Consider the following 21,799-nt stretch of genomic DNA (forward strand, 5'->3'; position numbering starts at 1 on the left):
CTCTTTAAACCGCGGCAGGTACGGGCCATTTGGAGTCTGCGTGGATTCGCTTTCCCGCAACGCAGCGGTTTTCACTTTGGACGCGGTTTAAATGAGACAGATCGTGCTCGATACCGAGACCACAGGTCTCGATCCCCAGGCCGGCCATCGCATCATCGAGATCGGATGCGTCGAGCTGATCGACCGCCGCCTGACTGGACACAACTTCCACCGCTATCTCCAGCCGGATCGGCAGATCGACGCGGGCGCCTCGGATGTGCACGGCATCACCAACGCCTTTCTCGCCGACAAGCCGCGCTTTGCCGAGGTCGCCGAGAGCTTCCTGGACTATGTGGAGGGGGCCGAGCTGATCATCCACAACGCGGCCTTCGATCTCGGGTTTCTCGATCGCGAGATTGCCGTCTGGAATGCCGAGGCACCGCGGATCGGGGATCTGTGCGAGATAACGGACACGCTGCTCATGGCCCGGCGCATGCATCCAGGGCAGCGCAACAGCCTCGATGCCCTGTGCAAGCGCTACGGCGTGGATCATCGCCATCGCGACCTGCACGGCGCTCTGCTCGATGCCGAGATCCTAGCGGATGTCTATCTCGCCATGACCGGAGGGCAGGTGGCCTTGAGTCTCGGGGAGGAGCTTGCGACACCGTCTCGCTCCGGGGAGGAGGTTCGGCATCGCGGCCGGCTCGATCCGAGTCGGCCGCGACTGCGCGTGGTCACCGCCGACCCGGCCGCGCTCGCCGCCCACGCCGAGCGTCTCGCGGCGATCCAAGCGGCAAGTGCCGACGGTTGTCTTTGGCTTCGCGTCGCAGGATGACGCCGCCACGGCCCAAACCGCGTCCAGCGCAAAATGCGTCATCTCAATCTTGGGTGGTCTTGGGGGCTGCAGTCTCGGTGGCGATGCGGTTCGGAATTCTGGTTTTTTAAGCTCCTAAACTGCGCCGACTCCAAGGATTGTCGATCGCTCCGGGCCCGATCCAGGCCGACGAGCATCTCAAACCGCACCGGGTGCAGTTTCGTTTAGCTCTGCTGCTGTTGGCGCCGATTCTGCCCGGCGCCGCCCACCAATGACTCCAGCATGCCCACGTCGAGCAGTTGGATGTGCTTGCGGTCGACGTTCATCAGGCCGTCGTCCTGGAAGCGCGTGAAGAGTCGGCTGACGGTCTCGACGGCGAGACCCAAGTAATTGCCGATCTCATGCCGAGACATGCTCAGATAGAAATCGGTGGCGGACAGCCCGCGTTTGTGCAGGCGTTTGGAGAGGCTGAGCAGGAAGGCGGCGAGCCGCTCTTCGGCGTTCTTCTTGCCGAGCAGCAAGAGCATATCGGTGTCGTGCCCGATCTCTTTGCTGAGCAGACGGAACATCTGATGCTGCAGACTGGGGATGGTTGCGGTCAGCTCTTCGAGCCGGGTAAACGGGAGCTCGCAGATGGCGGACGTCTCGAGCACCTTTGCCGAGCAGGCGTGGATGTCCTTGTCGATGGCATCTAGCCCGATCACCTCGCCGGGGAGATGGAAACCCAGCACCTGTTCGCCGCCCTCGGGGCTGGGTGCGAAGGTCTTCACGGAGCCGGTTTTCACGACATAGAGCGAGCGAAATCGGTCCCCGTCGCGAAACAGAAAGTCCCCCCTGTGGAGCGGGCGTGTGCGTTTTACGATCTCGTCGAGCCGCTCGACATCGTCCGGTGCAAGACCCATGGGCAGGCAGAGCGACGACAGTGAACAATTCCTGCAGGCGATGCGAATCGACTCCAGCGAGATGACTTTATGGTGGCTCACGGCATCGACCCTCGATCTTCGGTCGGCAGATTTTGAACCGTCGCTTGATCTGGATCAAGCGAAGATTATCTTCTTGTCATCGGTCCGACCGGCACCCGCAAAACACCCGCAAAAAAGGCCGCGCCCTCGCGGGCGCGGCCTTGACGCGAGCATGCCGAATCTGCGTTTGGTTTACTTTGCTTCGCCGGTCGCCGGCGCGGCGGGAGCGGCATAGGGCGCGCCGTAGTAGGGGACGCCGTAACCCGGATAGCCGTAACCGTAGCCGGGGTAACCGTAGCCGTAGCCCGGATAGCCGTACCCGTAACCGCGTCCGTACCCGTAGCCGCGACCACGGCCATAGCCGCGACCGCCGCCGCTCATATTCATGTTGAAGTCGCCCCAGCCGTCGCCGAGCATGTCGCCGAACAGGTCACCGAGGCCGGAGCCGTAGCCGGGGCCGTAGCCGCCGTAGCCCGGACCACCCCAGCCAGGTCCCCACCAGGCCTGCGCCGGGCTCACGGCGAAGGCGGCGGCACCTGCGATGGCGGCTGCACCCATCAATCTTGCTGTCTGACGCATCGTTGACGCTCCTCTTTTTAGTTCATCAGTCTTCGACATCGATCAAGGCCGCTGCGACGGCGCCCGATCCTGACGAGCGCCTGCAACGCCGAGAGGGTGTGTCTCGCCGATCGCGAAACCGTGCCGACTATAGAACACCTCTTCGGGTCTTGTGAAGGTCTCGCCTTTACACGTATACACGGAGCTGTCCTCTGTCGGAGTGCACCACGTTTTCTGTCGAGCCCCTTCCGAGCAGCGGCTCGGCGGCATTCGCATTGAGCAGATGCGGGGTTTTTGGTAGCTTGTTGGCGGATCCGGGCCACTGCCCTCGACTGCCTCCTCTACCCCCATGACCAAGTTCATCTTCATCACCGGCGGTGTCGTCTCGTCGCTCGGTAAAGGCATCGCGTCGGCGTCTCTCGGGGCGCTTCTGGAGGCTCGCGGCCTGCGGGTGACCATGATCAAGCTCGATCCCTATATCAACGTGGATCCGGGCACCATGAGTCCGTTCCAGCACGGCGAGGTCTATGTGACCGACGACGGGGCCGAGACCGACCTCGACCTCGGCCATTACGAGCGCTTCACCGGCCGGTCGGCGAACCAGCAGGACAACATCACCACCGGGCGCATCTACAAGAACATCATCGAGAAGGAACGCCGCGGCGATTATCTCGGCGCCACCGTCCAGGTGATCCCGCACGTCACCGACGAGATCAAGAACTTCGTGCTGGAAGGCAATGACGACTATGATTTCGTGCTCTGCGAAATCGGCGGCACGGTCGGCGACATCGAGGCGATGCCCTTCCTCGAGGCGATCCGNNATCCCGCACATCACCGACGAGATCAAGCAGGCGATTCGTCTCGGTGCCGAGGGCGCGGACGTGGCCATGGTCGAGATCGGCGGAACCGTCGGCGACATCGAATCCTTGCCTTTCCTCGAGGCGATCCGCCAGATGCGGGTGGAGGAGGGGCGCGAGAACGCGCTCTTCATGCATCTCACCCTCGTGCCCTATATCCGGACCGCAGGCGAGATCAAGACCAAGCCCACACAGCACTCGGTCAAGGAGCTGCGCTCGATCGGTATCCAGCCGGATATCTTGCTGTGCCGCGCCGAGAAGAATCTGCCGGACGAGGAGCGTCGCAAGATCGCACTCTTCACCAATGTGACCGAGGATGCAGTCATCTCGGCCGTGGATGCCGACAACATCTATCGCATCCCGCGCCTGCTGCATGATCAGAAGCTCGACGATCTGGTCGTGCGCCAGTTCCGGATCGAGGCCCCGGAGGCGGATCTGCGCGAATGGGATCACGTCCTGGAAGGTTTCGATCATCCCGAGCAGGTCGTGCGCGTCGGCATGGTCGGCAAGTACATGCACCTCACCGAGGCCTACAAGTCGCTCTCCGAGGCGCTGGCCCACGCCGGCGTGCACACCAAGACCAAGGTCGAGATCGTCTATCTGGACTCGGAGGTGCTCGAGCAGGAGGGGACCGACGGTCTCCAAGGGCTCGATGCCATCCTGGTCCCGGGCGGGTTCGGCGAGCGCGGGATCGAAGGCAAGATTCAGGCGGCCCGCTACGCGCGCGAGCAGCGCATCCCCTATCTCGGGATCTGTCTGGGGATGCAGATCGCCGTCATCGAGTACGGGCGTCACGTCGCCGGGTTGGAAGGCGCGCACAGCACCGAATTCGATCGCCAGACCCCGCACCCCGTGATCGCGCTCATCACCGAGTGGCGCGACGAGCGCGGGCGGATCGAGACCCGTGCCGAGGGCGTGGACCTGGGCGGCTCGATGCGATTGGGCGGTCAGAATTGCCGTCTGGAACCGGGCAGCCTGGCGCGCAGCGTCTACGGCAAGCCGCAGATCCGCGAGCGCCATCGGCATCGCTACGAGTTCAATATCTGCTACCTGAACGTCATGAAGGATGCCGGGATGCGCTTCTCCGGCTGGTCGCTCGACAACCGTTTGGTCGAGATCGTCGAGATCCCGGACCATCCCTGGTTTATCGCCTGCCAGTTCCATCCGGAGTTCACCTCGACCCCGCGCGACGGGCATCCGCTCTTCTGCGGATTCGTGCGCGCCGCGCTGACGCGGCGTCAGCTGGTGCAGGGTGCACCCGCATGATGCTCTTCCCCGGTTTCGAGGTTGGGCTGGATCGACCGCTCTTCCTGATCGCCGGTCCCTGCGTGATCGAGAGCGCCGGACTGGCCGAGGACACGGCCGGTGCACTCAAGGAGATGACCGACGACCTGGGGATCCCCTTGATCTACAAGTCGTCCTTCGACAAGGCCAATCGCTCCTCCTCGGCGAGCTTCCGCGGTCTCGGGCTGGAGCAGGGATTGGCGATCCTGCAGGCCGTGCGCGAGCGTATCCACGTCCCGATCCTGACCGACGTGCACGAAGACACGCCGCTGTGCGAGGTCGCGGATGTGGTGGATGTGCTTCAGACGCCGGCCTTTCTCTGTCGCCAGACCAATTTCATCCAAGCGGTCGCCAGCCAGGGCAAGCCGGTCAACATCAAGAAGGGGCAGTTCCTCGCCCCGTGGGACATGCGCCACGTGGTCGAGAAGGCGCGCGCGACCGGAAACGAGCAGATCATGGTCTGCGAGCGCGGCGTCTCCTTCGGCTACAACAACCTGGTCTCGGACATGCGCGCCCTCTGTGTGATGCGCGAGACCGGCTGCCCGGTCGTCTTCGATGCCACACACTCGGTGCAGCTGCCGGGCGGACAAGGCGATCGTTCCGGCGGTCAACGCGAGTTCGTCCCGGTCTTGGCCCGTGCCGCGGTGGCCGCGGGGGTCGCCGGTCTCTTCATGGAGACCCACCCGAATCCCGATGTGGCCCTGAGCGACGGCCCGAACGCTTGGCCTCTGGATAAGATGCGCGCCTTGCTCGACACCCTGGTTCAGATCGATCGATTGGTGAAATCGGCAGGTTTCGCGGAGCAATCGCTCTGAGGTCGGTGTGAGGCGACATTCGGTCTGGCCGGCGAGCCCGGCTCTTCCCGTCTGCCCGAGCGGGTCCGTGTTCAGGAGTGTCCTGCCGGATCCAGGTTGAGTCGAACAACGCGATCGGCCGCGCGCCTGCGTCGGACCGATCGTCGCGAGACTCCCCGTTGAGGTATACCGAGCGCAGGTGGGTTTTTCGGTAAGCAGGGTGCATCCCGCGCGCGTCGGGACAAGGCGCGCCGATGAGACGCAGCGGCCCCTACGGCGAGGAGGCGCAACGCCGGCCCGGCGTGCGATGCGGCGAAAAACCCACGTGCGCTCGGTATATGTATACCCATGCGATTCCCTTGATGAATCGCTCCGTTCCTGTTTTTGGAGAGACATGCCATGTCCGAGATCGTCGATGTCCGCGCCCGCGAGGTTCTGGACTCCCGCGGTAACCCCACAGTCGAGGCCGATGTCATCACGGCCGACGGTGCGATCGGCCGTTTCATCGTGCCGTCCGGCGCCTCGACCGGCTCGCGCGAGGCCCTCGAGCTGCGCGACGGCGATCGCTCACGGTTCGGCGGCAAGGGCGTCTTGACCGCCGTCGCCAACATCCAAGGCGAGCTGCGCGACGCGATCGTCGGCATGGAGGTCGGCGACCAGGCGGCGCTCGATCGCACCATGATTGCGCTCGACGGGACCGACAACAAAGCCCGCCTCGGCGCCAACGCACTGCTCGGTGTCTCGATCGCCGCAGCGCATGCCGCCGCGCAGGAGAAGGCGCTGCCGCTCTTCATGTCGCTCGCGACCGGACCCTACCGTCTGCCCGTGCCCATGATGAACATCATCAACGGCGGCGAGCACGCGGACAACAGCGTGGACTTCCAGGAGTTCATGATCCTGCCGGTCGGCGCGCCCAGCATCCGCGAGGCTGTGCGCTACGGTGCCGAGGTCTTTCATGCGCTGAAGGCCGTGCTGCACGGGCGTGGCCTCGGGACCGCCGTCGGCGACGAAGGCGGTTTTGCCCCCGACCTGCCCTCCAACGAGGCGGCGATCGAGGCGATCCTGGAGGCGATCCACAAGGCGGGATTCAAGGCGGGCTCGGACATCTATCTCGGTATGGACGTGGCCGCGTCAGAGTTCTACACGGACGGCAAGTATCATCTGAAGGGTGAAGGCCGCACGCTCGACTCCGACGGCATGACCGACCTTCTGCTCGAATGGGTCGAGAAATACCCCATCATCACCATCGAGGACGGCTTGGCCGAGGGCGATTGGGACGGCTGGAAGCGCCAGACCGAGCGTCTCGGGGGCAAGGTCCAGATCGTCGGCGACGACCTCTTCGTCACCAACACGAGGATCCTGCAGGAAGGGATCGACAAGGGCATCGCCAACTCCATCCTCATCAAGGTCAATCAGATCGGTACCCTGACCGAGACCCTGGAGGCGATCGCCATGGCCCACACCGCCGGCTACACCGCCGTGGTCTCGCATCGCTCGGGCGAGACCGAGGACACCACCATCGCCGATCTGGTCGTTGCGACCGGCACGGGCCAGATCAAGACCGGGTCGCTGTCGCGCTCCGACCGGGTCGCCAAATACAACCAGCTGATGCGCATCGAAGACCAGTTGGGCGACGAGGCCACCTATGCGGGTCGCTCTGCCTTCAAGTGGCTTTGATGGTTGGCGGGCAGGGGTCGGGCGTCTCCGTCCCCTGCTGCCGACACTGAAGACACCCTCCATGCGCCTTCTCATCCTCGTGCTGATCCTCTTGTTGACCGGCCTGCAGTTTCGGTTGTGGGTCGGCGAGGGGAGCTTGGCCGAGGTGCATGGGCTCAAGAACGAGATCGCGGCTCAGGAGGAAGAGCTGGTGCGTCTGCGTGCGCGCAATCAGGAGCTTCAAGCCGAGGTGATGGACCTGCGCGAAGGGGCCGAGGCATTGGAGGAGCGCGCGCGCCGCGATCTGGGGATGATCAAACCGGGCGAGATCTTCATCCAGGTCATCGAGCGCAACGCACCGGAGAAGACGCCCCCGGAGGTGAAGCGATGAGCCCTTCACCGGCCTTGTGGGCCGTGCTCCCTGCCGCCGGCGTGGGTCGACGCATGGGCAGTGCGACGCCGAAGCAATATCTGGATCTCGCCGGTCGCGCGGTGATCGATCATGCGTTGGATCTCTTCGTGGCCGACGTGCGGATCCGAGGCGTCGTGGTTGCGCTGGACCCGACCGATCGCTACTGGAGCGCGACGGCCTATGCCGACCATCCCAAGGTGAGCCGTGCGAACGGCGGTGCCGAGCGCTGCCATTCGGTCCTGAATGCGCTCGATGCACTGGGTGCCCACGCCCATGCCGAGGATTGGGTGTTGGTGCATGATGCGGCGCGACCCTGTCTGCGCCCGGCCGATCTCGACCGCCTGATCGATGGGCTGATCGATGACGAGGTCGGCGGCCTGCTCGGCATCCCGGTGCGCGACACCATGAAGCGGGCCGAGCCGGACGATCGCATCGGCGCGACGCTGGATCGCTCCTCGCTCTGGCATGCCTTCACACCCCAGATGTTCCGTCTCGGCCGGTTGCGTGCCGCATTGATCGACGCACTGACCGCCAACCATCTGGTGACCGACGACGCCTCGGCCATGGAGCGCATCGGTCAAGCCCCGCGCCTGATCGAAGGCCATGCCGACAACATCAAGATCACGCGCGCCGAGGATCTCCCGCTCGCCCGCTTCTATCTGCAACAGCAGGGGCGGCTGGGCTAATCCAAACTCGCAAGAGCCCCCAGCCTCCTGCCTCCGCCCACCGTTGCGCGCGCGTGCACGTGGCGTGAGGCCGAGGGCTGGAGGCTGGAGGCTTTCCAACATGCTCATCGGTCAGGGCTTCGACGCCCATCGTTTCGGCCCCGGACGCCCGCTGGTGCTCGGCGGCCTACAGATTCCGCACGATCAAGGGCTGCTCGCGCATTCCGACGGCGACGTGGCTATCCACGCACTCTGCGATGCCTTGCTCGGTGCGGCCGGGCTCGGCGACATCGGTCGGCATTTTCCGGATACGGATGCAGCCTATGCCGGCATCGACAGCCGCATCTTGCTCCGGCGCGTGATCGAGAGCCTCGCCGAGCGCGGGCTGCGCGTGCACAACGCCGATCTCACCATCATCGCCCAGCGCCCTAAGCTCGCGGCTCATATCCCGCAGATGTGCGCCCGTCTTGCCGCGGACATGGGCTGCGACCCCGCGCGCGTGAACGTGAAGGCAACCACGACCGAGCAGATGGGATTCACGGGCCGAGGCGAGGGCATCGCGGCGAGCGCCGTGGTGCTGTTGGCGGACGCCTGAGGTGTCGCTGCCGAGCTGGATACCGGTCGACTCGCTACCCCGAGCGCACGGCGCTGCCCTCGCCGGTGGACGTTTGCGCGCTCGACCGGAGGACTTCCGGGTCGAGGAGCAGCTCGGGTTCGCCCCGGACGGCGAGGGCGATCATCTCCTGTTGTGGGTGCGCAAGACCGGCGCCAACACCGAATGGGCGGCACGCCGCCTGGCCCGTGTCGCGGGTGTGCCGGTTTCCACGGTGGGCTATGCCGGTCTGAAGGACCGGCATGCCGTGACGCTGCAGTGGTTCTCGATCCCGCGTCCGCGCGAGGGCATACCCGATTGGTCGGGCCTTGTCGAGGAGGGCATCGAGGTCCTGGAATCGCACCCGCATCGACGTAAGCTCAAGCGGGGCGCCCTGGCCGGAAACCGTTTCGAGATCCTGGTCCGCGAGCTCGACCGCGAGACCCTACCCGGGCTCGACGAGCGGCTTGCGAGGATCCGCGTGCGCGGGATCCCGAACTACTTCGGCGAGCAACGCTTCGGGCATGACCACTCCAATCTGGTGCGTGCCCATGCACTCTTCGCCGGGACGGCCGGTCGTGTACCCCGTCATCTGTCCGGCCTCTGGCTCTCCGCGGCACGCTCGCAGATCTTCAACGAGGTCTTGGCCGAACGGGTTCGGCGCGGGGACTGGGACAGTCCGCTCGACGGAGACTGTCTCCAGCTCGCCGGATCCAACTCCTATTTCCTCGCCGAGACCCTCGACGCATCGACGATCGCGCGCTGCGAGGAGATGGACGTGCACCCGACGGGTCCACTGTGGGGCAAGGGCGAGCTGCCGTCGCGCGCTTCGGTCCGACAGCTCGAAGACGCGGCAGGCATGCGCTTCCCGACCTGGTGCGAGGGGCTCGCCGCCTTCGCTCTGGCGCAGGAGCGTCGGTCACTGCGCCTGCCGGTGGCCGATCTGGGCGCGCAACGGGTCGACGGCGGATTGCGGCTGACCTTCTCTCTGCCTGCGGGCGCCTATGCGACGACGCTTCTGCGCGAGCTTGTCGAGATCGGAGGGCTTGTATGAGTGTGATCCGGGCGCCCCGGCGCCGACTAGGGCAGCATTTCGCCTGCATCTGCAGGGCCTCTTGCGGCGCGGGTCCGGCAGCTGCCCTGAAGCGCAACCCGAGCCAAGCCGACGCGTTCGCGTGATGGTCGAGGAACCCCGGGTCTTTGTCGGGCTTGGTGTCGCTTTGGCCATCGGTCTGCTGATCGGCGTGGAGCGCGGTTGGAAGGAACGCAGCGCCGAAGAAGGACGACGCGTGGCCGGTGTTCGCACCTACACCTTGATCGGGTTTCTCGGCGGGATTTCCGGACTCGTCACTGGACCCTCGGGCGGATTGACGCTGGGACTCATCTTCGTGGGGCTTGCCGGGGCACTGACGGTTGCCCACATCCTGGACTACAGGCACGACGAGGATGTCGGCATCACCAGCCTCGTCGCCGGTTTGATGACCTTCTTGCTCGGGGCGCTTGCGGTGCTCGGCCATCCGGCCGCCGCCGCGGCGGCGGCCGTGGTCACGGCCCTGCTGCTCGGGTCCAAGCCGCTCATCCATCGCTGGATCCACGCCATCGAGCAGAAGGATCTCAAGGCCGGTCTTACCCTGCTGCTCATCTCGGTGGTGGCGTTGCCGCTGTTGCCGGATCAGGGGTATGGCCCCTGGAATGCCGTCAACCCGCGTGAAACCTGGTGGATGGTCGTGCTGATCGCAAGCATCTCCTTCGTCGGTTATTACGCGATGAAGCTGGTGGGGACTCGGCGCGGAATTCTGTTCACCGGGCTCTTCGGCGGGCTTGCGTCGTCGACCGCGCTGACTCTGCATTTCTCGCGCCTGGCGCGCGCCCGCGTGGAGATGGCCCCCGTTCTGGCCACCGCCATCCTGGTGGCTTGCGCGACCATGTTCCCCCGGATGCTGTTGGTGTCGACGCTGATCCACCCGCCATTGCTGCCGTCCTTGCTCTGGCCTGCCGCGACGATGGCCCTGATCGCCTACGGATTCGCGGCCTTCTTTTGGATGACCCAGTCGCACGACGGCGGCGAGGCGGACGCGCTCCTCGACAACCCGCTCGAGCTGAAATCCGCGGTCGGCTTCGGGCTTCTGCTGGCGTTGGTGATGGTGTCGGCGAAAGGGATCGAGAGCTGGGTCGGTACGAGCGGCGTCATGATGCTGGCCGCCGCCTCGGGTATTGCGGATGTGGATGCCATCACACTCGCGATCGCGCGCATGAGCCGGGATGAGCTCCCCGCCGGCATTGCGGTCTCGAGTATCGTCATCGCCGCGGCGGTCAACAGTCTGGTCAAAGGCATCATTGCAGCTTCGGTCGGTGGCCCTGCGCTGGGTCTGCGCGTCACCCTGCCGTTGCTCTCTGCGGGCCTGGCCGGCCTTGCCGTCGCTTGGTGGACGTTTGTTTGAACGGCCGTTGCCTTTGCTTGTCATCTCGATCAAGTCGATCCACGTGGTCGGTTAAACCGTGCCCGGCGCGGTATGCGATGTTTTTTGGATGGGATCGGCCCCGACAGACTTGACGACCGCTGGAGCCGGCGCGGTTTAACATCTCGCTCTGGACGCGGTTTAAAGGAGGCAATCGTCAATGAGGATGAGACAGTCCGGCTTCATGCGCGATCTCCTCGGGGTCGCGGCTTGCGTGATGACCTCGATGTCGGCAGACGCCGGGTCGGTCACGGCTGAGTTCAGCGAGGAGGATGCGACGCCCGCAGTCTCGGTGACCGATGCCGTCTATACCACGGACGGCAGTACGCATGAGCTTATGCTCGCGGCCTATCGCGCTTGGTCGGAGACTCGGTGGCGCGACTACGACCGAACACAGGATATCTCTCCGCGACAGATGCTCGTTCTGCTCGAGGTCGCCGAGCGCACCGGGGCCAATCTCGGGCAGGCTTTGGCCACCGGAGAGATGGAAAGCGCCTACACCTGGAACGACCACGTTCGGCCCACCATCGCCGAAGGCCGGCTGGGCTCGGCGACCGGTGTGTGGCAGTTCCTCCCGGCAACCTTCCACGGCATCGTCAAGAAGTACGGCGCCGAGCTGCTGAGCGCGACCGAGGCTGCGGCGGATCGCGATCCCATGGATCTGGGTGAAGGCCCGTTCTCCGACGCTCAGGTGCGTCATCTGATCCGAGACACGATCGAGGGCGTGCGCGATGCCAAGGACGAGGAGCTCCAGCTGCTGCGTCACAACTTCGCGGTGCTTGCCTTTGCCAAGCATTATCTGAGTCTGGATTCGGGTGCGACGACACCCGAGGAGGATTATCTCTTTCACTTTCTCGGCGCCGGGGAAGGTCGCCGGATCCTGGCGCTGGCGCGCGGTGCGGCGCGGGATACCCTCTGCGTGAAGCCTGTCGAAGAGCCGCCGTCGCCCCTGCAGGATTGGCCGGGCGGCGCGGCATCGGGCACCGATATTGCGAGCCTGCACGGGGATATCGCGCGTGATATCGCCCGGTGGGCCGACGCGGATTCGAGCCTCGGCTCGGTGCGCAATCGCTCCGAGCCACTCGGTCTGCGCCGGGCGGATCCCTTGTCCGGGTCGCTGCAGCAGCCCGCGGATGTAATGATTCGCGCGCGCCGGCCCTCGGAGGATGTCGCCGTGTCGAGGCCGGCGCTCATGGACGCGGCCTATGCGCCCGCGCCCGACACCGACACCGCCTTCGACGCGCCGCCGGTGCTGTCGTCGCAATGGGGTCTGCCCGCCGACTCGCCGACGGTCACGGGCAACCTCGGGATGTTCTATCGCGATGGCCGCGGGCAGACGCAGCCCTACACCTGGGGCGAGTTCATGGATCATCTGGCCCGGCGTGTGCGGGCCGAGAGCCAGCCGTCGATGGTGCGGGCCAAGTACGGTGTCGGCTTCGATTTGGCCGGCGGCGACATGCCGAAGTGGGTCTTCGATCCGGCCAAGCCGGTCGAGCCCGCGAACTTCAATCACGGGCCGGACCAACGCGTGACAGTGTCTGCGGCCCTGGTGACCGGGCCGCTCGATCGAGACGAAACACGCCACTACAAGGCCCTCTTGGCCGCGCTGGTGGGCCGAGGCGAGGACCTGCCGATGCAGACGCTGCCCCCGAGCGCAGCCGCGGCACTGCGTCACCTCGGATTCTTGCCCGCGGATGCGTCGGGGACCGACACGGGCGATCCTGCGGTGCAGAGGGCACTGCGCGACTTCAGAGAAGCGGTCGGTAAGGCCGAGCCGGACGATCCGGAGCATCGGCATCGCCTCATGCCGGCCGAGCGCGTCGCGCTCGCGATCTACGATCGCCGCATCGCGCGCTATGCCGCGCTGCAGGCCGGCCAGCAGGTGTCGTTGGTCGACGCGCCCGATCTAAGTCGAATCAAGACGTTGCCGAGCCGATTGCAGCGATTGGCCGCGCCGCACCTGGTTCAGCTGCAGACGGCCTTGGCCGAGCGCGAGCTCCTGAAACAGCCAACCCGGAAATCCGTCTGGCGCGACAAGAACAAGAAGAAGCGCGTGTCCTATAAGACAATGCCGTTCGCGGGCAATGTCGACACGGCAACACTCGACGCGCTCGACGCCTTCCAGTGGCGCAACGGTCTGCGCAAGACCGGCGGCGCCTTGGACGCCGCGACCCTGGGTCTGCTGGGGTTGCCGCCGATGGGTGCCGAGATCTTCCGGCCCTTGTCCGGTCCCATGTGCTCGGTTCAGATCTGGGCGGGCAGACCGCCGATCTGCGGGATTCGTCGAGAGGCGCGGGGCCCGGCCGATGTCCTGCGGCTCGCCGGGCTCGCGGACCTCGATCCGGAGCCCCGGTTCGAGGGCCTCTTCGAGGGTCTTCCGCATGTCCGGTGAGTCGACCCCGAACGTCTCGGCTCGGCGCTCGAAACGTCTGCGCGATTGGGTCATCAACATCGTGCTGATCCTGGTGATCTTCGGCGCCGTCCAATGGTGGAAGGCGCGACCTTTGGCCACGGGCGCTGCACCGCCGCTCGTCGGCGTCACCCTGGATGGCCAGGCGTTCGACCTTGCCGCGCTTGCAGGACGGCCGGTGCTGGTGCACTTCTGGGCGAGCTGGTGCCCGGTCTGCGGTCTGATGGACGGTGCCGTCGCCGCGATCGCACAGGATCACGCTGTGGTGAGCGTCGCGATGCAATCGGGCGGTCCCCGGGAGCTGAGTCGCTACATGGCGGAGGCGGGTCACGCCTTCCCGGTCATCGCCGACCCGACCGGGCAGATTGCGCATCGGTGGGGCGTGGTCGGTGTGCCGGCCACCTTCGTGGTCGATTCTTCCGGCCGGATCCACGATGCCGTTGTCGGGATCGCCACCCAGCCCGGCCTGCGTTGGCGTTTGTGGCGGGCCGACCCGGCATCGCCCGAGAGTGCACCGGAGCCCGCAGCATTCAGGCAGCCCGAGCAGGGTTTCCTTTCCAAGCAGTCGCGTTGAACACCGACATACCGCAATCCAATCGTAAATTAGCGCTTGCTAATTTAGTTATTTCTAATATACTGCTCGCCAGTGGAGGCCGATACGGACTTCACGCTTGCTGCCGACAACATATAAAACGATTCGGAGACTAGAATGAACAAGCTTGCAACTGCTGCTGCCATCGCCGCCCTCCTCGGTGCATCTGCTTCCGCGTCCGCGTGGTGGGGTCCGGGTGCCGGCGGGTACGGCCCGGGCTACGGCTCCGGTCTCGGCGATACCTTCGGCGACATGTTCGGCGACGGCTACGGCGACTTCAACTTCGGTATGAGCGGCGGCGGCAGCGGGCGTGGCTACGGCCGCGGTCAGGGTCGCGGTTATGGCTACGGCTACAACAACCCCTACTACGGTTATGGCGCCCCTTACTACGGTGGCGGCTACCCTTATGCCTACCCCTACGCAGCGCCGGTTGCCCCGATGGCGCCGGTTGCTCCGGCTCAGCCCCAAGTCAAGTAAGCCCTGCTTGAATGCCGGTGTGCCTCGGGCGCATCGGCACAAAAAAGGCCAGGCATCAGCCTGGCCTTTTTCGTTGTGCGCGTGCGCTCTCGATCAGCCGACCATCGCATCCGCCGAGACCGACCATCAGCTCAGGATCAGCTTGCGTCCGAACGGCTGCTCCGGCGTTGCATAGGATTCGGGCACGGCCCAGATCACGGGCCAACGTGGTCTGAAATGTGCGGGGCCGTCCAGATCGGTCAGGACGACGCCGATATCCGGGCCGTGCTTGTCGGCCTCTTCGAGGAGCGGGGTGAAATCCGTCCCGCCGCCGCCGTTGAATGCGATTGCGCGCAGGTCCGATTGCCCCGGCTTGAAGTGCGCGACCCGTTGCACGATGCGGTCGCCGATCACCAGCACGAGGCCGGCCTCCAAGCGTCGCGTGATCGCCTCGATCTCGCCGGCGAAGCGTTCCATCAGCGTGTCCTCGATCGAGCCGGAGACGTCGACGATCACCACCAGGCGCGGCACCGACTTCGCCGAGCTGATGCCGGGCTCCCAAGGCAGGCGCCGACCCGGCCCGATCCGGCCCTGATTGGCGATGTAGGATCGGGCCGGTCTGGACCAGGAAAGATTGGGCTGAATCGAGAGACCGCGTGCCAGCTGGGTGCGCAGGATCTGCTCCCAGGGCGTGCGGATCTTCGGAAGATCCGCGATCAGGGCACGCAGCATCGAGTGCGCACCGTCTCCCGCATGGGCACGCAGGATGCGCTCGCTCCACTCGCGTGCCTGTTCGGCCTCCAGCTCGGGTTGCTTCTGCGCGTCGGGTTGCGGGAAGAGGTCGGCGTGAGTCTCGGCGCCGAGTGACCTGACGCGCGCGGACATCGGACCGTCCTCCCGCGCCTCGGATCGGGACGACTCGTCGATCTCCTCCTGCGACGCGCGACCCTCCGCACCGGGTTGGCTGTCGCCGATGCCGCCGCGGCGACGTCGGCGGGTCTTTCGGGCGCGGCTCTTGTCGGCTGCCCGGCGGTCGTCGATCGCGCGATAGAGGCGCTCGACATCCCATTCGAGCAGGGCCTTCTCGACACCGACATCGATGCCGAGTGTGGCGAGCAGGAGCTTTTCCAGAAACACCGAGGAGACCGGCAGCTCGAGCCAGCTTAAGTGACTCAGGGCGCTGTTGACGATGGCGTCCGCACAGATGTTGAAGAGCTCGAGGTCCACGTCGCCCAAAAGCTGTTGCAGATCCAGATAGCGTTGAGGATGCCGCAAGGCGATATGCAGCACCTCGTGCGCGACGAGACCGACCTGTGCGTGCAGCGCCAACCGCCCGAAGGAGGCGCCGTAATAGACGGTATCCCCGTCGGTGGCGACCGGGCCGGGGTCGATCTCGGGCGGCAGATCCCGGTGCTTCACCCAGAGCGCCAGCCCGCCCGTGGACGGCGCGAACTCCACCATCTGCTGAATCGCCCGCGTCCCGCGATGCCGGTAAAGATCATGCATCAGGATTCAACTCGTCCCTCGCCACTCACCACTTATCCATCACTCCGCCGCTCTTCCAGGTAATGCCGGTAGCTTGCGCTGTCCAAAACGGTCGCCTCCAACCCGAACTCCAGCGCCCTCTGAAGCAGCAGCTCCATCGCGAGCGTTTGAGACTCGCGTATCGGCAGCGGGACTTCGCTTCGGATGTCCGGAAACTGCTCGACGATCTCGAGTGCTCTCGCCAGGGTGTCGGCGTCCGTACTGGCGGCGAGCAGCCCGTAGATCATGCCGTAGAGCCCGTCGAGTGTGCGGGGCAGCAAGGCGGCGGTTTCCGGACCCGGGCGGCTGGCCAGCAGGCGCACCACGTCGGTGCCGGCCTGGATCTCGCGCAGCACGCCGAAGAACTCCGCGGCATTGGCGGCGCCGATGCGCCCCTGCACGAAGACCCGCTTGGTCCCCTCCGACAACCCCGATTTCAGGACGTTTGAGATGTCCTCCCAGCCGCGCGGGCTGGCACCGATCAGATGGTCGTTGGCAAGCTGAGACTGGGTGTCGTCGAGCTTGTCCGGGCGGACCTTCAGAAAGGCCATCACCTCGGGTGCGAAGTCCCTGGCCATCGCATACGCCAGAAAGGAATCGATGGCGGTCTGCACGTTGAAATGGAACATCCGATCGGCCAGGGCCGTGCCCATGTCGTGACAGACCGCACCGTGGAAGCTCGCATTTCCCGCGGCCACCACCTGCCAGCCGTCCGGCAGCCGATAGTGACCGACTCGACGATCGAGGATCAGCGAGTAGGCCGAGATCTGCAGTCGCTGATCCGCGGCAGTGAGCTCGTCGAGAAAGAGGATGCCGTCCGGTTGGGCGGGCGAGGGTAGGAACTCGGGCGGGAACCAGACCGTCTTGGCCAGGGTGTCGTCGGCATAGATGGCGCCGCGGATGTCGACCGGCTCGATCGTGGTCAGGCGCAGATCCACCAAAGGCACCCCGAAGTGGTCGGCGACCTGACGCACGATCGAGGACTTGCCCACGCCGCGCGTGCCCCAGAGCATGGATGCGCGTCGGCGCAGAATCGGATCGGAATACTGCTCGACCAGCGCGGCCTTGGCCGCGGCAATCGAGACGGGCGGGATGTTCATCGGGTTGCCGAGCATCTTGACTGCTGATCTCCGGTTAAACTGCGCCCAGTGCGGTATGCGCTGTTTTTGGATGGGATCGGCCCCGGCGGATTTGACGACCGCTGGAGACGGCGCGGTTTGAGAGATTAAAATTATAAACCGCGTCCCCGCTCAGGGCCGTGGATGCGCCAAACGTCGAGCTCACTCGAAAATTGAGCATCTCGCTCCGAGCGCGGTTTAAACCTCCTGAGTCGACGTCTTCGGGATCTCGCCGGGCGGGCTCGAGGGGGCTTCTCGCCAAGCCGATGCGGTCAAGGGTTTCGGGAAGGGCGGGATCTCGATGCGCGGCATCTCCTTCATCGAGAAGAAGAGCACCATGAGCAGGGGCGGGGAGTGGAAGATCAGCATGCGGATCAGCGATTCGTCCGAGAGCTCCAGAAACTGAATCGCGGGTGCACCCAAGATCAGGCCAAGACCGATCAGCAGCGGGAGCGCGCGCCGAAAGGCGACGTTCCAACGTGCCGCGACCAGCCGCTCATGATAGTGCAAGGGCGGCTCGCGGAGCGTCTCGGCCAGATGCGCGACGGTTCGGGTCAGCTTGACCTCGGCATCGCGGCTGCGGTCGGGCTCCTTTCCGCGTAAGCGCAGGGTGCTCTTCCAACAGGCCTTGACCCGATTCAGACGACGCCAATCCCATCCGATCACCGCCAGCATGTCCTCGGGCAACACGATGGTATCGCCGTCCTCGGCGTGCAGCTCAAGCTCCGCCGGCATGCCGCGCCCGGTTTGTGTCTTCATGGTCAGGGTCAGACCCTCGACGTGGGCCACGCCGCGTGTCAAGAGCAGGCGCTTCGGGGTAGCGGCATCGACGCCACCTCCCGCGGCGGATTCCAAACGGTAGCTGCGGGCGATCCTGTATCCGCTTTTCTCGCGAAAATGACGCCTTGGATCAACGGACTCGACGCGATCGAGAAGCTCACCGGGGTCCGGGCCTTCGATCACGAGATCCGCTTCCAAGCCGTCGGGATGGCGCAGGGTGCGCGTGAGTCGGAATCTGTCCGGTTTGGGGTTCTCGAGCAGTAGGATCTCGCGCACGCCGCTCAGCTCTGCCGCGTCCTCGCCGTGATCGAAGGGTTTGAAGAGAAGGCGTCGCTCGAGACGGTCGCTCGCGGCGAGGTCGACATGCCGTGCGCGCCGCGTGAAGGGCTCGACCAGTGTGAAGATCTCGTGATGTGTCAACGGATGCGTGCTCATAGCCAGTCCTCGCCGGCAACGGATTGGGGAGACCGGGACGTCACCGCACCCGCATCGAGCCGCGCGTCCGAAACGCAACTGTAACGCCCGAACACTCGTAGACAACATCAACAAATGTCCGGTTATGGGTCCGGACACCGGTTCGGTGCTTGGCCGGGCGCGAGTGGGTCGACACGGCGCCGCGACCCGGTTCGTGTGATCATAGCCGAGTTGCCGAGACGTCCGACACATCGGATGTCTTGCGGCGCGCCCTGTCGACGATTGATGCCCCGGAGCCGTCCATGCTCGAGATTCGCCCTATCCCTGCCTGCGAGGACAACTACATCTGGCTGCTGACCGAGACGCCTGGAACGGCCGTGGTCGTGGACCCGGGCGATGCCGATCCGGTCCTTGGGCTCCTCCGTGCCGAGAATCGCGTCCTCACCGCCATCCTGGTCACCCACCATCACGGCGATCACATCGGCGGATTGAGCGAGCTGCGCTCGGTCTTTCCCGAGGCGCGTATCTATGGCCCCGTCGACCGGAGGATCCGCGACCTGACCGATCATTTGGGCGAGGGGGCGGTCGTGCGCCCGCAGGGCCTGAGTATCGATTGTCGTGTCATGGAGGTGCCGGGTCACACCTCCACGCACATCGCCTACCTGGGGGCCGGCAGCCTGTTCTGCGGCGATACGCTGTTTGCCGGCGGGTGCGGACGCGTCTTCGACGGCACCTTCGAGCAGCTTTCGGATTCCTTGGACCGAATCGCTGCACTGCCGCCCGAGACACAGGTCTACTGCGCGCATGAATACACGCTCGCGAATCTCGGCTTTGCCGACTGGGTCGAGCCCGGCAGCGCCGCGCTGAGCACGCGGATGGAGTCCGATCGGAAACGACGGACGATGGACCTACCCACGGTCCCGTCGCGTCTCGAGCTGGAGCTGGCGACCAACCCCTTTCTACGCACCCGCATTCCGGAGGTCGTTCAAGCCGCCGAGCGTGCCGCGGGACGCTCGCTTGGCTCGGCTCGAGAGGTCTTCAAGGCGTTGCGTCGATGGAAGGACGAGGCCTACGACTGAGCCGCGTGCAAGATGAGACGTCGGGCTTGCAGTCAGCTCAATGCTCGGAGCTCCTCCGGGACCTCGGCAGGGACGCGGTTTAGGTTTGACCCGGATCCTGTCGGCTGTTAGAACCCGCGCAGTCATCCTCCGCGTGGTCATTTGCAAGCCCGGGACGTGAATCCATGTTGTCGCCGCCCTCTCGCGTTGCCCCGCTCCTGTCGGCCGTGCTCGCCTGCGCAAGCGGCGCCGTCACGGTGCTCGGATTCGCGCCCTTCGGTTGGTATCCGTTCGTCTTGATTGGCCTCTTGGGGTTCTTGGCCGCGCTGACCGGGGCCTCGCCTCGGATCGGTTTTCTCAGGGGTTGGCTCTTCGGCGTCGGTCTGCTGGGCTTCGGGGTCTTCTGGATCCGGATCAGCCTGAACGAGTTCGGCAATATGGACACCTGGGTGGCGCACCTGCTGACCGGGGTCTTCGTGGCGTCGATGGCGCTCTATTTCGGGCTCTTGGGTTGGCTGGTTCGACGCCTGGATCGGGGGCCGGCGTGGCTGGTCCCGCTCCTTCTGTTCCCCGGTCTCTATCTTTTGGTCGACTGGCTGCGAGGTTGGTTGTTCACCGGTTTTCCCTGGCTGAGCTTGGGCTACACCCAGATCGACGGACCGCTCGCGGGGTTTGCACCGATCCTCGGCGTTTACGGCGTCGGTCTGTTGATCCTGTTGTCGGCGGGTTTGGTTTGGGGGATCCTGCGCTGGCCCGGGCGGGGGCGCATGGCGGCTGCCATCGCGCTGGTCTTGATTTGGGGCGGCGGGATGCTCCTGAAGCAGGTGTCCTGGACCGCGCCGTCCGGGCCGGGATTTCGTGCCGCGGTGGTGCAGGCGAACATCCCGCAGGCGATGAAGTGGGATCCCGATCTACTGGTTTCGACGATGGAGATCTACTGGGAGCTGACCGAGCGGAATCTGGACGCCGATCTGGTGGTCTGGCCCGAGACGGCGATCCCGGATTTCCTGCATCATGTGCGCGAGGTCCTCGTCGAGCCCATGGCCGCCCGGGCGCGGGAGGAGGGGACCGAGATCGTCCTCGGCATCCCGGTCATGGAGTCGGACACCGGGCGTCACTTCAACGCCTTGCTCAGCATCGGTAGTCGGGAGGATCTTTACGCCAAGCGCCATCTGGTTCCATTCGGCGAGTTCATGCCTTTCAAGGCATGGCTCGGGCCCTTGGTGGATCTCTTCGAGGTTCCCATGTCCGATTTCAGTCGCGGCAGCGCGGAGCGTCCCCTGCTTGCGGTGGGCGATCGCGTGGCGGGTGTCTCCATCTGTTACGAGGACGCCTTTCCGGCGGAGGTGTCGCAGGCGTTGCCCGAGGCCGAGTTCCTGATCAACGTCAGCAACGACGCCTGGTTCGGCGATTCGCTGGCGCCGCATCAGCATCTGGAAATGGCGCGGATGCGGGCGCTCGAGAACGGTCGTTATTTGCTGCGCGCCACCAACACGGGGATCTCGGCGATCATCGATCAGCACGGACGGGTGCTCGGGACGGTGCCCTCGTTCGTGCGCGGGGATTTCGCAACAGAGGTTCGGCCCTACGTCGGCGCGACGCCTTATGTGCGGCTCGGCAATGCTCCGGCGATCGGGCTTGCGGCGGGCTTGGTGCTGCTCGGTGTGGGCTTCGTGCGCTTTGCCCCTGCGCGCTCCGGCGTCGCTTGATCGAGACGAAGGTTGTCCCGGCAGCGACTCGGCCGGTTATGATTGACTCAGGTTTCGCCGAAGGATGTGACCGTGCAGGCCTTGATCTTATTTTTTGTTGAGCTGTGTGCATTGCGCAGAACCCCGCAGGATCTTCCGGCCTCGGAGGTTCTGCTCGCCGTCGTCGCGGTTGCGAGTCTCGTCGTCGGGGTGTTGATTGGTCTCGTCGCCGGTTTGTCGATCGGGGCGAGCTTTGCGCAGACCCTGTTCGAGCTTGCGATGACGCTCGCGGCACTCTTCGTCGCCTTGCGTATCCTGCGTCTCGATGCGCGTTTCAATCAGTCTGCAACGGCGCTTTTGGGCAGCGGGATCGTGATCGGCGCGATCGCGCTGATTCCGCTCAGCTTCAATCCCACCGGCTCGCAGGAGACCGATCTAGCCGCACTCGGCGCGCTCCTGCTTCTGGTGGTCTTCGTGTGGAGCGTCGTGGTGGCCGGCCATATCCTGCGCCATACCTTTCAGATCACGCTCGGTCAGGGCGCGGCGATCGCCGTAGCCTTCAAGGTCGGCGTGGTCCTTTTGATGGGCATCGCCTTCGGCTCCTAAACCGCGTTCAGAGCGAGATGCTCACTTTCGCGTGAGTTCGACGTTTGGTGCATCCACGGACCTTCGCGGGGACGCGATTTCGAATTTTATATTTTTTTAGGTGATTAGCGTCGTTCCTCAG

The 21,799-nt window shown here is 65.1% G+C and carries 19 protein-coding genes and 2 pseudogenes; 16 read left to right on the plus strand and 5 right to left on the minus strand.

Going from position 1 to position 21,799, the window contains the following annotated elements; translation table 11 throughout:
- Positions 1-91 precede the first annotated feature (91 nt).
- Positions 92-814 (plus strand): DNA polymerase III subunit epsilon, encoded by a 723-nt coding sequence (gene dnaQ / locus B4N44_RS00715; protein WP_296695690.1) that lies wholly within the window; start codon positions 92-94, stop codon positions 812-814.
- Between the two features lie 203 nt (positions 815-1,017).
- On the opposite strand, the gene fnr is transcribed toward dnaQ, so the two are convergent.
- Positions 1,018-1,776: a fumarate/nitrate reduction transcriptional regulator Fnr gene (gene fnr / locus B4N44_RS00720; protein WP_296695695.1), complete on the minus strand. Its 759-nt coding sequence runs from the start codon at positions 1,774-1,776 to the stop codon at positions 1,018-1,020.
- A 171-nt stretch (positions 1,777-1,947) separates the two neighbouring features.
- Positions 1,948-2,334, minus strand: coding sequence for a sulfur globule family protein (locus B4N44_RS00725; protein ID WP_296695697.1), 387 nt, complete (start codon positions 2,332-2,334; stop codon positions 1,948-1,950).
- Positions 2,335-2,662: 328 nt separating this feature from the next.
- Here B4N44_RS00725 and pyrG point away from each other — a divergent pair.
- The 12 genes and pseudogenes from pyrG to B4N44_RS00785 all read left to right on the plus strand — a co-directional run.
- A pseudogene (pyrG, locus tag B4N44_RS00730) lies at positions 2,663-3,049 on the plus strand (CTP synthetase); the annotation flags it as partial.
- A gap of 85 nt (positions 3,050-3,134) precedes the next feature.
- Positions 3,135-4,436 (plus strand): annotated as a pseudogene (locus B4N44_RS00735) (CTP synthase); the annotation flags it as partial.
- Positions 4,433-5,269: a 3-deoxy-8-phosphooctulonate synthase gene (gene kdsA / locus B4N44_RS00740; RefSeq protein ID WP_296695698.1), complete on the plus strand. Its 837-nt coding sequence runs from the start codon at positions 4,433-4,435 to the stop codon at positions 5,267-5,269. The pseudogene B4N44_RS00735 and the gene kdsA, both read left to right, overlap by 4 nt.
- Before the next feature lie 378 nt (positions 5,270-5,647).
- A complete protein-coding gene (gene eno, locus B4N44_RS00745) occupies positions 5,648-6,925 on the plus strand; it encodes a phosphopyruvate hydratase (RefSeq protein ID WP_296695700.1) in 1,278 nt (425 codons plus the stop codon).
- Between the two features lie 61 nt (positions 6,926-6,986).
- Positions 6,987-7,295, plus strand: a complete 309-nt coding sequence (ftsB, locus tag B4N44_RS00750; protein ID WP_296695703.1) for a cell division protein FtsB — start codon at positions 6,987-6,989, stop codon at positions 7,293-7,295.
- Positions 7,292-8,002 carry a 2-C-methyl-D-erythritol 4-phosphate cytidylyltransferase gene (gene ispD / locus B4N44_RS00755; RefSeq protein WP_296695706.1) on the plus strand — a complete coding sequence of 237 codons (711 nt, stop codon included), beginning with the start codon at positions 7,292-7,294 and terminating at the stop codon, positions 8,000-8,002. Before ftsB ends, ispD begins: the two co-directional genes overlap by 4 nt.
- A gap of 100 nt (positions 8,003-8,102) precedes the next feature.
- Positions 8,103-8,576, plus strand: coding sequence for a 2-C-methyl-D-erythritol 2,4-cyclodiphosphate synthase (ispF, locus tag B4N44_RS00760; protein ID WP_296695709.1), 474 nt, complete (start codon positions 8,103-8,105; stop codon positions 8,574-8,576).
- 1 nt (position 8,577) lies between these two features.
- Positions 8,578-9,627: a tRNA pseudouridine(13) synthase TruD gene (gene truD / locus B4N44_RS00765; protein ID WP_296695713.1), complete on the plus strand. Its 1,050-nt coding sequence runs from the start codon at positions 8,578-8,580 to the stop codon at positions 9,625-9,627.
- Positions 9,628-9,751: 124 nt separating this feature from the next.
- Positions 9,752-11,014 (plus strand): MgtC/SapB family protein, encoded by a 1,263-nt coding sequence (locus B4N44_RS00770; protein ID WP_296695716.1) that lies wholly within the window; start codon positions 9,752-9,754, stop codon positions 11,012-11,014.
- A gap of 178 nt (positions 11,015-11,192) precedes the next feature.
- Positions 11,193-13,424: a peptidoglycan-binding protein gene (locus B4N44_RS00775; RefSeq protein WP_296695717.1), complete on the plus strand. Its 2,232-nt coding sequence runs from the start codon at positions 11,193-11,195 to the stop codon at positions 13,422-13,424.
- On the plus strand, positions 13,414-14,016 hold the full coding sequence (locus B4N44_RS00780; protein WP_296695720.1) for a protein disulfide oxidoreductase: 603 nt from the start codon (positions 13,414-13,416) through the stop codon (positions 14,014-14,016). The genes B4N44_RS00775 and B4N44_RS00780 overlap by 11 nt, the downstream gene beginning before the upstream one ends.
- Positions 14,017-14,151: 135 nt before the next feature.
- Positions 14,152-14,511, plus strand: a complete 360-nt coding sequence (locus B4N44_RS00785) for a sulfur globule family protein (protein WP_232407108.1) — start codon at positions 14,152-14,154, stop codon at positions 14,509-14,511.
- A 126-nt stretch (positions 14,512-14,637) separates the two neighbouring features.
- On the opposite strand, the gene B4N44_RS00790 is transcribed toward B4N44_RS00785, so the two are convergent.
- The 3 genes from B4N44_RS00790 to B4N44_RS00800 form a co-directional block, all read right to left on the minus strand.
- Positions 14,638-15,996, minus strand: coding sequence for a DUF2201 family putative metallopeptidase (locus B4N44_RS00790; RefSeq protein ID WP_296695729.1), 1,359 nt, complete (start codon positions 15,994-15,996; stop codon positions 14,638-14,640).
- A 32-nt stretch (positions 15,997-16,028) separates the two neighbouring features.
- Positions 16,029-17,129: an AAA family ATPase gene (locus B4N44_RS00795; protein ID WP_296695732.1), complete on the minus strand. Its 1,101-nt coding sequence runs from the start codon at positions 17,127-17,129 to the stop codon at positions 16,029-16,031.
- Between the two features lie 201 nt (positions 17,130-17,330).
- Positions 17,331-18,347, minus strand: coding sequence for a hypothetical protein (locus B4N44_RS00800; protein WP_296695735.1), 1,017 nt, complete (start codon positions 18,345-18,347; stop codon positions 17,331-17,333).
- Between the two features lie 281 nt (positions 18,348-18,628).
- Between B4N44_RS00800 and gloB the strand changes: the two genes are divergently transcribed.
- The 3 genes from gloB to B4N44_RS00815 all read left to right on the plus strand — a co-directional run bounded on the left by gloB (position 18,629) and on the right by B4N44_RS00815 (position 21,678).
- Positions 18,629-19,405, plus strand: coding sequence for a hydroxyacylglutathione hydrolase (gene gloB / locus B4N44_RS00805; protein WP_296695738.1), 777 nt, complete (start codon positions 18,629-18,631; stop codon positions 19,403-19,405).
- Between the two features lie 164 nt (positions 19,406-19,569).
- Positions 19,570-21,093 (plus strand): apolipoprotein N-acyltransferase, encoded by a 1,524-nt coding sequence (gene lnt / locus B4N44_RS00810; protein ID WP_296695740.1) that lies wholly within the window; start codon positions 19,570-19,572, stop codon positions 21,091-21,093.
- Between the two features lie 111 nt (positions 21,094-21,204).
- Positions 21,205-21,678, plus strand: a complete 474-nt coding sequence (locus tag B4N44_RS00815) for a hypothetical protein (RefSeq protein WP_349681049.1) — start codon at positions 21,205-21,207, stop codon at positions 21,676-21,678.
- Positions 21,679-21,799: the final 121 nt, after the last annotated feature.

The sequence above is a fragment of the Thiocapsa sp. UBA6158 genome (genome assembly GCF_002423035.1).
Classification (GTDB): domain Bacteria; phylum Pseudomonadota; class Gammaproteobacteria; order Chromatiales; family Chromatiaceae; genus Thiocapsa.

What these genes read in the sequence shown, in the direction of transcription:
- gloB (WP_296695738.1), top strand. Translation starts at nt 18,629, where the DNA reads ATGCTCGAGATTCGCCCTATCCCTGCCTGCGAGGACAACTACATCTGG.
- B4N44_RS00800 (WP_296695735.1), bottom strand. Translation starts at nt 18,347, where the DNA reads ATGAGCACGCATCCGTTGACACATCACGAGATCTTCACACTGGTCGAG.
- lnt (WP_296695740.1), top strand. Translation starts at nt 19,570, where the DNA reads ATGTTGTCGCCGCCCTCTCGCGTTGCCCCGCTCCTGTCGGCCGTGCTC.
- B4N44_RS00775 (WP_296695717.1), top strand. Translation starts at nt 11,193, where the DNA reads ATGAGGATGAGACAGTCCGGCTTCATGCGCGATCTCCTCGGGGTCGCG.
- B4N44_RS00785 (WP_232407108.1), top strand. Translation starts at nt 14,152, where the DNA reads ATGAACAAGCTTGCAACTGCTGCTGCCATCGCCGCCCTCCTCGGTGCA.
- kdsA (WP_296695698.1), top strand. Translation starts at nt 4,433, where the DNA reads ATGATGCTCTTCCCCGGTTTCGAGGTTGGGCTGGATCGACCGCTCTTC.
- ispF (WP_296695709.1), top strand. Translation starts at nt 8,103, where the DNA reads ATGCTCATCGGTCAGGGCTTCGACGCCCATCGTTTCGGCCCCGGACGC.
- B4N44_RS00795 (WP_296695732.1), bottom strand. Translation starts at nt 17,129, where the DNA reads ATGCTCGGCAACCCGATGAACATCCCGCCCGTCTCGATTGCCGCGGCC.
- B4N44_RS00770 (WP_296695716.1), top strand. Translation starts at nt 9,752, where the DNA reads ATGGTCGAGGAACCCCGGGTCTTTGTCGGGCTTGGTGTCGCTTTGGCC.
- B4N44_RS00725 (WP_296695697.1), bottom strand. Translation starts at nt 2,334, where the DNA reads ATGCGTCAGACAGCAAGATTGATGGGTGCAGCCGCCATCGCAGGTGCC.
- ispD (WP_296695706.1), top strand. Translation starts at nt 7,292, where the DNA reads ATGAGCCCTTCACCGGCCTTGTGGGCCGTGCTCCCTGCCGCCGGCGTG.
- B4N44_RS00790 (WP_296695729.1), bottom strand. Translation starts at nt 15,996, where the DNA reads ATGCATGATCTTTACCGGCATCGCGGGACGCGGGCGATTCAGCAGATG.
- B4N44_RS00780 (WP_296695720.1), top strand. Translation starts at nt 13,414, where the DNA reads ATGTCCGGTGAGTCGACCCCGAACGTCTCGGCTCGGCGCTCGAAACGT.
- ftsB (WP_296695703.1), top strand. Translation starts at nt 6,987, where the DNA reads ATGCGCCTTCTCATCCTCGTGCTGATCCTCTTGTTGACCGGCCTGCAG.
- eno (WP_296695700.1), top strand. Translation starts at nt 5,648, where the DNA reads ATGTCCGAGATCGTCGATGTCCGCGCCCGCGAGGTTCTGGACTCCCGC.
- dnaQ (WP_296695690.1), top strand. Translation starts at nt 92, where the DNA reads ATGAGACAGATCGTGCTCGATACCGAGACCACAGGTCTCGATCCCCAG.